Here is a 13,276-nt window from a genome sequence, read left to right on the forward strand (position 1 = left end):
GAACTGGGATATAATGAGCAGGACTATCCCAGCAGCACTCAGAACTACCACGCCCCTTGCTTTCGCTGGCATCTTCGTCTCTCCTCTGTTGAGAATGACAAGAAGATAAAACGTAAACAGAGTCATATATAAATAGTTGATAAAGAACACGGCAAAATTGCTTATCTTCAGCATGTAATAGGCTGTCTGTCCTGTTTTTCCCTGATAATACCATGACAACATATCTGCAGCCAGCAGGATGATACATGCAGCCTCCATACATAGACTCACATTCTTTTTATCTCTATTATTATTCTTCTGAAGGAATATAACCACAAATGCAAACAGACAGATTAATATTCCCCACATTTCAAATGCTATATTAAATACAGCAGTCCTATCCACTAACTATGCGCCCCCTTAAACTTCCTGGCGATTTATTATAGTAATTGTACAATTTGATTTGTGCAACATTTTCTCAATTTTATAAGTTCATATGAGAACCATTCTATATATCATACCTTAATTTGTCAATTACTAGATAACACATATTTATGGAATTTTGTCGCCACAGGGGACATATATGTCCGGCTGTCATGAACAACATAATAAAGCCTGTCAACCAGCTGATGTTTTATGCTAAGAACCTTCACATCAAGCCTTTTGAGTATATCCATGTAAGGGACTACCGCTATTCCAAACCCTGCTGCCACAAGTCCGGCTATGACCTCATCCTCCTCCGTTTCGCATGCTATCTCAGGAGCTTTGCCAAGTCCTTCAAACATCTCATCCACCAGGCTTCTCATTCCAGATCCCTTCGAAAAATATACATGTTTATATCCCAGTGTATCCTCGAGTGTCACCGAATCCCTATCTGCCAAATAATGTCCCGACGGTGCTATGACAACAAGATCCTGTCTGCCGACAGGAACGGCGGAAAATCCCATCGTCTCAGGCGGTCTTGAACAGAAAACCATGTCATATTTTCTAGCCGCAAGATCATCAAGCAATTGCCCTGTGGTCCCTGTATGAAATGTAAACGACACATTTCTGTTTTCAGCTTTCTTCAAATACTCCGCTGCCAGACGCGGTACAAATTCCATTCCAAGAGGTCTTATTAGACCAAGCCGTATCACGCCATCCCCGGCAACCTCCTTTTGTATGGACTCTACCCCCGCATCAAGAGTGCCAAGCGAACGCTCTGCACATGCAAGGAATTCTCTGCCAAATGCAGTGAGCTCCGTATTGCGCCCATTCTTTTCAAAAAGCATTACCCCAAGTTCTTCCTCAAGCTGGGATATTGCGTGACTGAGGCTTGGCTGCGTTATATTCAGATTTCTGGCTGCATTTGTGTAATGCTGAACATGGGCCAGTTCAACAAAATATCTAATATATGACAGGTTCACTTATAACTCCCCCTTTTCATTATTTATACATGATCCTATTCATATTTTAATACAATCCGAATATTTTTTATAGACAAAATCTATCAAACCATAAAAACTATTTATTTGTTATGTGATGTTGTCGGTGCTACAATCAAAAACCGCAGGGATATATATATGAAGTCTTAGACAATTAAAGCTCCCCTGATGCTGGGGAAATCAAAGTATATGTTATAAAACGCATCATATATGAAAGAAATGAGGAAAAGCAGAAAATGAATACTCAATCAGGAAATGCACATCTGCATAACATGTGGGGCGAGATCGCCCTGATAACAGCAGTCACCATCAACAGTTTCGGAGTGGTTCTCATGCTCTATTCTGCAGCAGGAATATCGGCAATATCCAGCGTGCCATACGCATTCTCGCTGGTTCTTCCAAGACTGACTCTCGGAACCTGGACATACATATTTCAGGGCGTACTTATTCTCACCCTCATGATCATGAGAAAGAAATTCGTTCCCCAATATCTGTGCAGCTTCATAGTTGGTTTCGTATTTGGCAAGATGCTGGATATCCATGAGATGTGGATCGGGGCTTTGCCAACTGCCCTCCCATGGAGAATCCTTTACTTTGTGATAAGTTACATTTTGATATGTATCGGAATCGCACTGTCCAACAGATGTGGACTTCCGATCATCCCGACAGACCTTTTCCCAAGAGAGCTGTCTGAGATTATATCGGCAAAATATTCCAAGGTTAAGATTTCGTTTGATGTAATCTGCCTTGCAACGACAGCTGCCATGACAGGTTTTATCCTCGGTCATATCTACGGTCTGGGAATTGGCACAGTCCTAGCTGCCTTCACCATGGGCAAGGGAATCGCCATAGTTGGAAATGCCATGGACAAACATGTTACAATAGCTCCATACATAACAGCACACATTAAGCGCCACGGCGCCCACAAAGCTCAGTACGCAGGACACTAAGAACAAATTCAACACAAAAAAGAACCGCCTGAGAGAATCACATTCAAATTACAGATTTTCTCAAGCGGCTCTTTTTATATCCCCACGACCAGGCACGTAGATAAAAAATAACCATATATATGCCAGTCGGTAGTGACGGCAACCGAGCTTCAACGCTTCTTGCCGCATCGGAGATCCGCAACGTCCTTATCGCGGTCGGAGATGCGTGCAGATAGAAGCAAGTTGAAGCGACAGTTGCCGAACGTGACTGCATACATATGGTTATTTTTTATCGTCCGTGCCGTCCGTCACCTACGCATTTGCCAGCTGGCGTCCAAGCTCCTTACACTCCTCAAGGCCTTCTGCGTCAGGTGTCTCATGGCACATAAGTCCGGCTCCGCCTACGAGTTCTGCGCCTGCTGACTGCATTCTCGCCTCCCAGTCGCGCATCCACTCGCCATCTCCCCATCCATATGAACCGAAGAGTGCGATCTTCTTGCCTGCTGCAAATCCCTCAACCTCAGCAACGAATGGCTCCATCTCAGCCTCCTCAAGAACCTCAGCTCCCATAGCCGGGCATCCAAGTGCAAACACCGGCTCATCCTTGAGAGCATCAGGCGTGATGCTGCTTACGAATACTACCTCTGCTTCCTTTCCGGCCTCTCTCACGCCGTCTGCGACAGCCTCTGCCATCATCTGTGTATTTCCGCCCTGTGTCCAGAATACGATATTAATTTTGCTCATAATAATCCTCCTTATGAAATTATATGTAAAAGGGGGCTTTCCCTATACATCCTTGTAAACTGTGTTTATCTGCATCTTTCCATATACTTCTACGCCGCGTTTCTGCTCGCCGTGTACATCCCCATGATATCCCTCATATGCAGTCCATTTGAAAGAAATTGAATAAGTCTCTCTTCCGCACATTCAAATATATGAAATGTTCTCCGCTTTGATTCAGCATCCTCATATACCTTCCAATAACCGGAGCAAAGTGCATTTCTTCCGTTCTGCAGAATAAATCCCTCCACATCCTCTGGCGGGTATCCCAGCAACAAGCCCATCTCGTGTGGGAACCACTCCTTGCCAAGAGATCCATCGCCACAAGCCTGATCTTCATGTGCCGGTTGTTTTGAGGTAAATCTTCCTCTGCTCTTTAAGTACTGCTGATATTTTTCACGAAACACCGCAAGTATCTCAGAAAGCTCCATGTCCGCATATCCCAGCTCAGACATAAGTCTTTGCACATCATCCCTCTGAACAAATGCCCTGAGCTTTGCCGCATTGTAGATAAATACATTTACCCTGCCACAGGTTGCTCCCAGTGTGTACATACATATATCACTGTCCTTCAGTATCTCCACCATCTGACGATATCCGCTGAGTTCTATGTTCAGCAGATTTGACACCTTGACACCCGTTATCACCGGTGCACATTGAAGTGCCATCTGAAGTTCCACGTCACCGAGCTCCATGCCCTTCATGATCTCCCATGTATTTTCACTCATACAAAACCTCCTTGTGGCAAATAGGTTTGGTTAGCCTTGTCTAACTCTAGTGAAAATACTACAGGATTCCTCCCCGAACGTCAATAACCCGGAGTGAGACATTTTCTCACTCCGGGTTATCTTGTTGATTAAAAATATACATTTATAAATTCTGCTTTATCATCGTCCTGCGTGGCTCTTTATTTCCGCCTGTTACCATATTGAGCAGCCGCCACACACCATATGCACAGATCCCACACACAGCCACAGGTACAAGGAGCACTACTATGACTCCTGTGCAGACTCCTGTAACCAGGTATCTAAACCATTTCATCACATCACCATTCCTCATATCTACTGCCATCTTAATGCATTCCTCTCATTACATTATAAACTGATCTTCTTAGTAAGCAGTGTCGCACTTCCTATATAACTGCCGATCATGCATACAACATAGAGAATAAGCTGCGGTATGTTCTTATACATCGCGTCAAGCATAGTCTCCACCTGCACGTTCTTCCCAAGGTGCGGAAGCTTGTATGCTATGTAGCTCACCAGCACATAAAGAGCCACAAAAAGTATAAAGCTGACAACACCCTTTATCTTCTTGTTCTGAAGTACTGTTGAAGACAGTGACACTGCAAGGTACGCTATAGTGATCATTGTATAGAATTGAATAAGTGCTATTGCTATAAGCCCTGCAACATTTGCAATGACACTTCCTATTGATAATCCTCTTGTCCCCAGAATTTCATCCAGCACAATCTCAGCACCAGCTACACCGCCGTTATGTGACTTAAGCAGGTTATAATCAACAACTATAAGCAGTCCAAGAAAGGCCACGAGTGTCGCACCGGTGAGCAGGATTGAAAGCAGCTTTGCCCCGATAATCTTGTAATTTGAAATTGGCGTCATAAACACCATATACCCAGTCTTGTTCTTCAGATCCTGACTGTATATTATCACACCATATATCAAGACGAACATAAACGAAGCCCAGCCTCCCAGCACAAGGAAGGTGATACCAAGTCCAGTTAGCAGATCTTTTTCTGCAAATATTCCAATCAGGAACAGCAATTCTGCTGCCGCAAGAGCCGTTATAACCACCAGAAGTGGAAATACTCCACGTCTGTATTCATATTTCATCATCTTTAACATAATATCTATCTCTCCTTCATCTAACTATGCATATATTTCCTTATACATATCAACTATCGACTTGCCCCTGCTCACTCGCAGCTCCTCCGCATCACCCTGAAGCACACAGGTGCCATTCTTGATAAAGAATGCGTGATCCACGATCCTCTCAAGCTCATCCACAAGGTGGCTTGACATGAGCACGGCTGTGTCATCCGATATATTCCGGACAATCGTGCTGATGATCTTCTCCCTAGCTATGATGTCTATTCCATTCAGTGGCTCATCAAGCATAACGATCCTGCTGTCTCTGGACAGAGTAACCGCTATCTTGAGCTTTGCCAGCATTCCTGAAGACATGCTCTTCGCCTTCTGATCTGGATTCAGCTCCATCTCAGCAAGCAATCCCATGTATTTGTCATAGTCAAAGTCATCAAAGAAATCTTTGTAATACTTTCCTATGTCTTTACAGTTCATATATCCGAAGAAGAAAGCCTCCGTCGGCATATACGCTATGTCTTTCTTTGACCTGTATGTCATAGGCACTCCATCTATTGTGATAGTTCCTGAATCCGGCTTGACCAGACCGGCTATGATCTTCATAAGTGTTGACTTTCCACTTCCATTCGGACCGAGCAGCGCATATATGTGTCCCGGCTCAATCTCCAGTGACAGGTCGGATATCGCTGTGGTGGTGATATACTTCTTAACAAGATGTTCGCATTTTAACATTGTATCATTTCCCTTCTTTTTTATTCCTTTTTACTTCCCGAAGTGTTCTTTTAGCAGTTCAAGGATCTCATCGTGTGAAAATCCCATACCGGTGAGCTGTTCATCAAAGCTCTGTATGATTTCCTCTATTCTCTCCTTTTTCAGGTCGTCTATGACCCTGTCATCCTCCGTCACAAATGTTCCTATTCCACGTCTGGTATAGGACAACCCCATAGACTCCATCTCGCTGTAAATCCTCGCTGCAGTATTCGGATTTATCTGGTATTCTATGGCAAGTTCTCTTGATGACGGAAGCTTAGATCCCAAAGGCAGTGTGCCCGCTATGATCTTCTGCTTTATATCCTCTATGACCTGAAGATATATGGGGATATTCGTCTTAAATTCCATCACACACCTCCTCCTTGTATGCTGTCTAGTTCTTCTGTACCATTGTACTAGTTGAATAGTACACTAGTATCATAGTATTGTCAACTGTATTTTTAAATAAAGCATATTTTTTTAGTTTTTTGTCATCTAGATAGTAACTCATGCATCCGGCCATCTCGCCATCTTTGCTTATTACCTACATTTTATCTCATATACATTGTTTTCACTTAAAAGATAAAAAATTATCCATAAAACACATTATTCTGTGTCCTACGGATAATTTTTTAAAATTTTTTCTTTTTTAGAGCTTTTTCATCTATTTGGAGATAATTTTATATCTTTTCCCTGGTTATCCCAACAGCCACTAGAGAATTCATACAAATTAAATTTCTAACAAGCCCTCAGCACCAGTGCTTGCAGCTCGCACACATTCATATAAAGCTTCTCAACTCTGTCTGCAAATGTCGATGTGGAGAATTCATCTGCCGACTGCACTGCATTTCGTCTGAGCTGATGCCTTAAAGCAGGACTCATATCAAGCCACTTCACCAGCGCAGTTTCAAATGTTTCCTCATCAGTAAATTTCCAGCCATTCTTTCCCGGATCAACCACATCTACAAGGCACGGATCCTCTCTGCACAGAAGCGGCACTCCCGCTGCCAGAGCTTCTACATATGTAAGCCCCTGAGTCTCGCTCGTGGATGCACTTACGAAGAAGTCACCAACCTGATAATACTCAGCCACCTTATCAGGCTCGATCATGCCTGTAAATATCACACTCTCTGAGATTCCAAGCGCTCTTACCTGTTCCTCTACCTCCGCCCTATATGGTCCGTCTCCAACTATCATGAGGATTGTACCATACCCGTGCACTCTCTTCTGGCATCTAAGTATCTCCTGGATATTCTTCTCCTTCGCCAATCTGCCAACATAGAGAAGAACTGTCTGGTCATCACTGAGTCCGTACTGCTCTCTGATTCTGTGTCTGCTGTCCGTTCCAATGTATTTTCCGAATTTATTCATGTCGATTCCAGAGGGGATCACCTCAACAGGACATAACACATCATACTTTTCAAGCACATCCTCTATCTTCCTGCTTGGTGCTATCATGGCATCGACCCTCGATGATAACATCCTGGTAAGTTTCTGCACAACTTTGCGTCCCCACGCTGCATTTGGCGAAAAGTAATGAGTGTAATCCTCGTATATCGTGTGGTATGTGTGCACTATCGGCGCATTTGTCTCATCTGCTATCTTCTTCGCCATGAAGAAGGTTGAGAACTCGCATTGGGAATGTATGACATCTGGTTTCCATTCTATGAGTTTGTCTATGACCGCCTTGATAACAGGCATCTTAAGCCTCGCCTCCGGATAAATCTTTCCGGCACCTACTGACGCCGCATATATCACATCTCCAACTATATATGTGTGGTGATTTCTCGAGAGTGTAAGTATCTTTACCTCATGTCCTCTTTTCTTAAGTTCATTTGACAGATTTACAACCGATGTCACAACTCCATTTATAACAGGTTCATACCAGTCCGTAGTAATAAGTATCTTCATGATCTATCGTCTCCTTCTATTTCAGGCGGCTTTCATTCTGTCCATCACCACCTGCACCTTATCCTCATATCAACTACTTTCTGGTTATTACTCTGCCATACACTTATAAATTTTCGTTGTAACAAATCTAAATATTATATAAATTGTATCTATGGGCACCCCAAAAATGTATCTACGGTCCCCCCATAAACGGATAGTTATCTGTCATTGATTGATTATCAGTTTCACAAAAGTTTCTCGGATATTCCTGGGTGAATTTCTTGACAATTTATTTAGAAAACTCCTTGCATTTTTTTCAGAATCTTCTTATACTATTATGGCAGTGTTGATATAACACTATCGGTGCGTGGCTCAGCTTGGTAGAGCGCTTCGTTCGGGACGAAGAGGTCGTGGGTTCGAATCCCGTCGCACCGATTTTTTATGCGCAAAAATATCTTGATTTCCTGTCAGAATATCACATCTGATCTCTTATCCGAATCAGTCTTGAAATACTCCACCATATTGTGACCCGTTATGTCTGCAACCACCGATGAAGGGAACTGACTGCACAGATTGTTATAATTTGTCACACCTGCATTGTACAGTCTTCTTGCCGCCTGGATGTGCTCCTCCGCATTTGTGCAGCTGTTCTGAAGGACCTCTATATTCTTGCCCGCCGTCAATTCCGGATACGCCTCCACTACTGCATTTATCTGATCCGAAGCGTTTTTCATAAGCGTCTCCACTCCTGTCTTTTCATCAGGTGTCATTCCTTTCCTGAGCTTTATCGATGTTATCAGATTCTCGCTCTCATACGACATATATGACTTTACAATCGCATACTGTTTTGTGAGCAGATCATATCTCTTTGCAAGAGCAATATCCACATCCGAATCCAGCGTCTCCTGCAGCATGCGCAGGTATTTGTCCAGATAAGCTTCCACATCATTCATACTCTTTATATTTTTCTCTTCGTCAAATACCATGTATTTATCACTCTTGCTTATACACATATACAATCTGTCCCCATCGAATGTCACATGGAGAGCCGCCTTCTCCTTTGGATAAAGTGCCGCCAGCCTCTCCATAACATACGGGGTAAGCATATAAAATATATTCTCCTCATCATCGCATTTTATAGTGAACAGCAGATTAAAGTTCTCGTTTTCTGTCTTTTCTATTCTTCCCACTGCGCCACTCTCCGAACCACACTTCAATATATTCTTCATCGCCAGTTCAGAGTTTCCCATGACTCCCAGCAAAGCCGATGAAACCTTTCTATATGGTATCTCAACAACCAGCCCCCCAAATAATTTGTCTATTTTTTTCTCTTTATCACCATCACTGTCCTCGTGATAATACTCGTACTCCATGTATTCATAACTGCACCTGAAATTAACACCTTTGTATGTTCCCTCCACCATGTCGCGGCCGTTAACCAGCAAAGGCTTGCCATCCAGTGTAAATGGTCTGCCAGCAAAGCAGTTCAGTCTTCTCATCTGTTCATCAGGAAGTCCACCCTGATGTCTGTATACGCTACCCTCTCCATAACGTCTCCTGATAATCTGTGGGATCAGCTCCGTGTAAATCACACTGGAATCTGAAATATTCTCTTTTTTCTTTTTGCTCTTACTCACCCATCTGAATATAAGGAAGATAACTACTCCGTATACGATCACCAGTCCGCCGGGATTTTCTGAATCTGTTCCGCCACCAGCTCCCGCACCGCCTGATGATATGTTGTCCATACCGCCAAATATCTGCTCTACCCTGTCAAATATCCGCTCTGTTATACTCATGCCGTTTATCAGCCCGGCCTCATTAAGTATCGTGAACGCCATGATCACCACTACTACGGTTATGAGCACTATTCGTATCCCGAGCCATTTTGTCCTTCTCTTCGCATCCGCCTGATCGCTCCTTCTCTGAAAATCACCGGGCAAGCCTCCATTCTCGTATCTTGATATAACATCCTCTGACCGATCATTCTGTCTGGCTTCCCCGTAGAGCCTCTCCTCTATCTCCTGGCGCCACATGGCATCAAGCGCTTCCCATCTCAGCATTATCTGCTCATTTGTCATGCCCTGCTCCCGCATCTCTTTCTCTCTTTGGCTGCGATATATTCTGGAATACATGTTGGGCGCTCCAGCATCCGGTCCAAGATACATTCGGTCTCTCTCATCTATCGGCAGATCGGCATATGCATCTCCGGGCATAAGCGTCCCATCCGCATAGTTCCTGACATGATACTTGGCTGATTCATTTGCAAATTCAAGCGCGCGAGCCAGTCTATCCCCGTATTCCTTTTTCATCCGTGATTTCTCCTTTATCCCCGTCCAGATCAACTGTTATTTGATTTACTATAAAACTTTTTCACATCTGCCCACTATCAGCGCCATGTAAAATTTCAGTCAAATGCGTGCAAGACGGCACTTATCTGCTCAATATAACCGGCGACTCCGCAGTATCAAATGAAGGTGGGGACGGAGGGGACAGGTACCTCCGTCCCCACCTCTGTCTCCATTTTTTCTCAGGGCGCCTCTATCTGAGCAACGAAAGTTTTTTATCCCCCTAAATGTTATTTCACAGATATACTTTAGCAAATTTGCGTATAAAACTCCTGTTCACTGTCCATACTCTATTTAGAAGAAAATCCACAGACTGCCAGGCAGTCACCAGTTTTTTCAGATAGATTCATAATTTCAGGAGGTATACAGTACATGTCAAATATGTTTTGTTTTCAGTGTCAGCAGACAGCGGGGGGATCCGCATGTATCAATACTGGAGTGTGCGGCAAGCAGCCATCCACATCTAATCTACAGGACGAGCTTGTGTGTGAGCTTATAAAACTTGCAGAACTCTCAAAAAATGAGAATAAACACAGCGCGGTCGCCGACAGACTTATCATAGACGGTCTTTTCACAACCCTGACAAATGTAAACTTTGACGACAATGCAATAAAAGAATTTATGGGAAGGGTTAAAAACGAGCAGAACAAGATCAGCAGACCTGAGGCTGAAAAGATACAGGTGATCGACCTATGGGATGGTGACACGGATATAGTGTCCTTGCGTTCCACCCTGCTGTTTGGACTCAAGGGTATGGCGGCATACGCCCATCACGCCATGAATCTCGGCTACACAGATAATGAGGTTCTGAAGTGGTTCTACAAGGGACTGTGCGAGGTTAACAGGGAGCACAGCGTCACCGAATGGATAGAACTCATCATGGAATTGGGCCAGGTCAATTTCAAATGCATGGAGCTGCTGGACAAAGCCAACACTGAATCATTTGGCAATCCTGTGCCTACGAGAGTAAATGTTGACATCAAAAAAGGGCCATTTATCGTGGTCTCCGGTCACGACCTGAACGACCTGTCACAGCTCCTTGAGCAGACTGAAAAGACAGGAGTAAATGTATATACCCACTGCGAGATGCTGCCTGCGCACGGCTATCCGGAGCTTAACAAATACCATAATCTGGCGGGCAATTTCGGAACCGCATGGCAGAGCCAGCAGACAGAATTCGAAAATATACCCGCGCCGGTGCTCTTTACCACCAACTGTCTCATGCCGCCAAGGCCGAGCTACAAGGACAGGATCTACACCACATCAGTCGTGGGTTATGACGGCATGGTTCACATCTCAGGTACAAGAGCAGGGAAGAAAGATTTTACCCCTCTGATCAAGCACGCACAGAAGCTTGGCGGCTATGAACACGACAGGAGCATGAGCGGCATAAACGGCGGCCATATGCTGACGACCGGATTTGGCCACAACGCAGTTCTGTCACAGGCTGGCAAGATCATAGATGCAATCAAGGCTGGTCATATCAAACACATTTTCCTCGTTGGCGGCTGCGACGGCGCACATCCGGGACGCAACTATTACACCGAATTCGTAAAGCAGACTCCGATGGACACCCTTGTCCTCACCCTCGCCTGCGGCAAATACCGTTTCAACGATCTCGACCTCGGCGAAATTGACGGGATTCCTAGAATACTCGACATGGGACAGTGCAATGACTCCTACAGTGCCATCAAGGTTGCTTTGGCTCTGGCTGATGCATTTAATTGCAGCATAAACGACCTCCCACTCACCCTTGTCCTGTCATGGTATGAGCAGAAGGCTGTCTGCATACTCCTCACCCTGCTGTCGCTGGGCGTGCGCAACATGTATATCGGACCGACACTTCCGGCATTCATGTCCGAGACCGTGGTGAAATATCTGGTGGAGAATTATAAGCTAAACCCGATCACTGCTCCTGAACAGGATATGGATGCGATACTGAAACGTTGAGTATATCACTTATACTCTCCGCCATATCCGCATTTATCCCTATAGCTCTGTTTCCAAGACTTTCTGGAATCACAGCCTGATCGAGATTTAACCTGACAAGGGTTACGTTATCGTGTTCTCGTGTCAGCTTCTCAAAAGGAAAGCGGATTATTGTTGGGGTGTTAAAACCTACCCCCAGTTCAAGAAGTACAAGCTTACTGTCTATAGACTTTGTGACAAACTCACTAAAATTCCGCTCTGCCTCATACCAGGCACTGTCCTGAACAAAATAACCATCCTTGCGGAGGTTCATGTCCATAGAACCTCCGCAGACAGGACAGCGCGGATACAGTTATCGATACAATTGTGGCATGGCACATAACATCCGGTCATACCGCTGTTTGCAGCGTTTACTATGCCTTTCTCATCATTTACCTGTGTCGGGTATTCATCCTGTATCAATAGAACGGCTCAAGCACATATCTGCTGTCATCCGGGTACACACTGTTCATAGATGGATTCTCCGCAAATATCCTGTCGATCCACAGCTTCTGATCATCCAGCCTGTGCGCCTTTCCGCTCAGCCTTATCATCTGATATTCTCTGTTCATGCCCGTCACCGCAACATTTCCATCACGCATGAGCTGCGCGTAAAAATCCTTGTCCCTTGCCGTGCAGAAATAAACTTTCACACCTTCAAACAGCACTGAGAAAAAGACATATACTTCCGGCAATATATCTGCCAGATGCAAAGTTACAGTAAAATAAAAAATAAAGTGGACGGGGGATTCAATCCTCCGTCCACTTATGTGTTTTATATCTAGTTGTTGGATACCGTTTCCTCGGATTGCTGCGCCTCCAGCGACACAGTCTCTCCGGACATATACTTCACATAATCCAGATAGTCATTATTCCAGTCCGCATACTTTTCTGAATGTCTCTTATCCTTAAAAGAATAATTCTCTGAAATATATTTTCCAAGATAGGCGCTTACCTTCTCTGCGCCCTTGCAGTTGAGATGTCTTCCGCCATCCCTCGTGTCGGTGCTCCAGTCAATCGCATAATCACCCTTGAGCGTATTCATATCGACAAATTCAATATTCTTGGCTTTAGCATACTTAACCATGGCATTGTGTCTTGCATAATTCCATGACTTCGCCGTCGGAGTCTCCATGAACATGATCTTGATTCCATTCTTCTCACACTTGTCTATCAGCTTATCGAGCAGTATCTTTGATACCTCCGGTATGTCCTCAACAGCCTTGGTTTCCACCATCTTGCTCTGGCCTGAAAACGGCTTGACCTCCATGCTGAGATACTGTCCTCTTGAGGCTGATCTGTATGTGTAGTCCCTGGCACCGAACATGTCCGAAACACTCATGCTCTTCCACCTGTTGTGGTAC

Annotated in this window: 16 protein-coding genes and 1 tRNA gene; 3 read left to right on the forward strand and 14 right to left on the reverse strand. The window is 44.5% G+C overall.

The window, feature by feature from the left end:
* Together ABUA34_RS11940 and ABUA34_RS11945 are read right to left on the reverse strand one after the other, a co-directional pair.
* Positions 1–384: hypothetical protein (locus tag ABUA34_RS11940; protein WP_349823378.1), on the reverse strand; the 384-nt coding region annotated here is incomplete at its 3' end.
* A gap of 125 nt (positions 385–509) precedes the next feature.
* Positions 510–1,385 carry a LysR family transcriptional regulator gene (locus ABUA34_RS11945; RefSeq protein ID WP_349823379.1) on the reverse strand — a complete coding sequence of 292 codons (876 nt, stop codon included), beginning with the start codon at positions 1,383–1,385 and terminating at the stop codon, positions 510–512.
* A gap of 254 nt (positions 1,386–1,639) precedes the next feature.
* On the opposite strand from ABUA34_RS11945, the gene ABUA34_RS11950 reads away from it, so the two are divergent.
* Positions 1,640–2,353 (forward strand): DUF6198 family protein, encoded by a 714-nt coding sequence (locus tag ABUA34_RS11950; RefSeq protein ID WP_349823380.1) that lies wholly within the window; start codon positions 1,640–1,642, stop codon positions 2,351–2,353.
* A gap of 291 nt (positions 2,354–2,644) precedes the next feature.
* Here ABUA34_RS11950 and ABUA34_RS11955 read toward each other — a convergent pair whose 3' ends face one another.
* The 7 genes from ABUA34_RS11955 to ABUA34_RS11985 all read right to left on the reverse strand — a co-directional run bounded on the left by ABUA34_RS11955 (position 2,645) and on the right by ABUA34_RS11985 (position 7,617).
* Positions 2,645–3,076 carry a flavodoxin gene (locus ABUA34_RS11955; RefSeq protein WP_349823381.1) on the reverse strand — a complete coding sequence of 144 codons (432 nt, stop codon included), beginning with the start codon at positions 3,074–3,076 and terminating at the stop codon, positions 2,645–2,647.
* 89 nt (positions 3,077–3,165) lie between these two features.
* Positions 3,166–3,840, reverse strand: coding sequence for a DUF3793 family protein (locus ABUA34_RS11960; protein WP_349823382.1), 675 nt, complete (start codon positions 3,838–3,840; stop codon positions 3,166–3,168).
* A 142-nt stretch (positions 3,841–3,982) separates the two neighbouring features.
* Entirely contained in the window at positions 3,983–4,183 is a 201-nt protein-coding gene (locus tag ABUA34_RS11965; protein ID WP_015533727.1) for a hypothetical protein, read from the reverse strand.
* 23 nt (positions 4,184–4,206) lie between these two features.
* On the reverse strand, positions 4,207–4,977 hold the full coding sequence (locus tag ABUA34_RS11970; RefSeq protein WP_349823383.1) for an ABC transporter permease: 771 nt from the start codon (positions 4,975–4,977) through the stop codon (positions 4,207–4,209).
* A gap of 24 nt (positions 4,978–5,001) precedes the next feature.
* Complete coding sequence (locus ABUA34_RS11975; protein ID WP_004849959.1) at positions 5,002–5,688, reverse strand: ABC transporter ATP-binding protein; 687 nt, start codon at positions 5,686–5,688, stop codon at positions 5,002–5,004.
* A 30-nt stretch (positions 5,689–5,718) separates the two neighbouring features.
* The gene (locus ABUA34_RS11980) at positions 5,719–6,075 is read right to left on the reverse strand and encodes a GntR family transcriptional regulator (protein ID WP_015533725.1); all 357 of its coding nucleotides are present in this window, start codon (positions 6,073–6,075) and stop codon (positions 5,719–5,721) included.
* Between the two features lie 369 nt (positions 6,076–6,444).
* A complete protein-coding gene (locus tag ABUA34_RS11985) occupies positions 6,445–7,617 on the reverse strand; it encodes a glycosyltransferase family 4 protein (RefSeq protein ID WP_173795081.1) in 1,173 nt (390 codons plus the stop codon).
* A 340-nt stretch (positions 7,618–7,957) separates the two neighbouring features.
* Here ABUA34_RS11985 and ABUA34_RS11990 point away from each other — a divergent pair.
* Positions 7,958–8,031, forward strand: a tRNA-Pro gene (locus ABUA34_RS11990).
* A 32-nt stretch (positions 8,032–8,063) separates the two neighbouring features.
* On the opposite strand, the gene ABUA34_RS11995 is transcribed toward ABUA34_RS11990, so the two are convergent.
* A complete protein-coding gene (locus ABUA34_RS11995) occupies positions 8,064–9,908 on the reverse strand; it encodes a LemA family protein (protein ID WP_349823384.1) in 1,845 nt (614 codons plus the stop codon).
* Between the two features lie 417 nt (positions 9,909–10,325).
* Here ABUA34_RS11995 and hcp point away from each other — a divergent pair, with 417 nt between their 5' ends.
* Positions 10,326–11,894: a hydroxylamine reductase gene (gene hcp / locus ABUA34_RS12000; RefSeq protein ID WP_334291848.1), complete on the forward strand. Its 1,569-nt coding sequence runs from the start codon at positions 10,326–10,328 to the stop codon at positions 11,892–11,894.
* On the opposite strand, the gene ABUA34_RS12005 is transcribed toward hcp, so the two are convergent.
* The 4 genes from ABUA34_RS12005 to ABUA34_RS12020 form a co-directional block, all read right to left on the reverse strand.
* Complete coding sequence (locus tag ABUA34_RS12005) at positions 11,851–12,186, reverse strand: hypothetical protein (protein ID WP_022217290.1); 336 nt, start codon at positions 12,184–12,186, stop codon at positions 11,851–11,853. The genes hcp and ABUA34_RS12005 overlap by 44 nt on opposite strands.
* Positions 12,183–12,335 (reverse strand): hypothetical protein, encoded by a 153-nt coding sequence (locus ABUA34_RS12010; protein ID WP_349823385.1) that lies wholly within the window; start codon positions 12,333–12,335, stop codon positions 12,183–12,185. Before ABUA34_RS12010 ends, ABUA34_RS12005 begins: the two co-directional genes overlap by 4 nt.
* Positions 12,332–12,565 carry a hypothetical protein gene (locus ABUA34_RS12015; RefSeq protein WP_156327902.1) on the reverse strand — a complete coding sequence of 78 codons (234 nt, stop codon included), beginning with the start codon at positions 12,563–12,565 and terminating at the stop codon, positions 12,332–12,334. The genes ABUA34_RS12010 and ABUA34_RS12015 overlap by 4 nt, the downstream gene beginning before the upstream one ends.
* 128 nt (positions 12,566–12,693) lie before the next feature.
* On the reverse strand, positions 12,694–13,276 hold a 583-nt coding region (locus tag ABUA34_RS12020), incomplete at its 5' end, for an SGNH/GDSL hydrolase family protein (RefSeq protein WP_502880269.1).

It is taken from the genome of Coprococcus sp. RTP21428st1_C9_RTP21428_210409, from assembly GCF_040227395.1.
Classification (GTDB): Bacteria; Bacillota; Clostridia; order Lachnospirales; family Lachnospiraceae; genus Coprococcus; species Coprococcus aceti.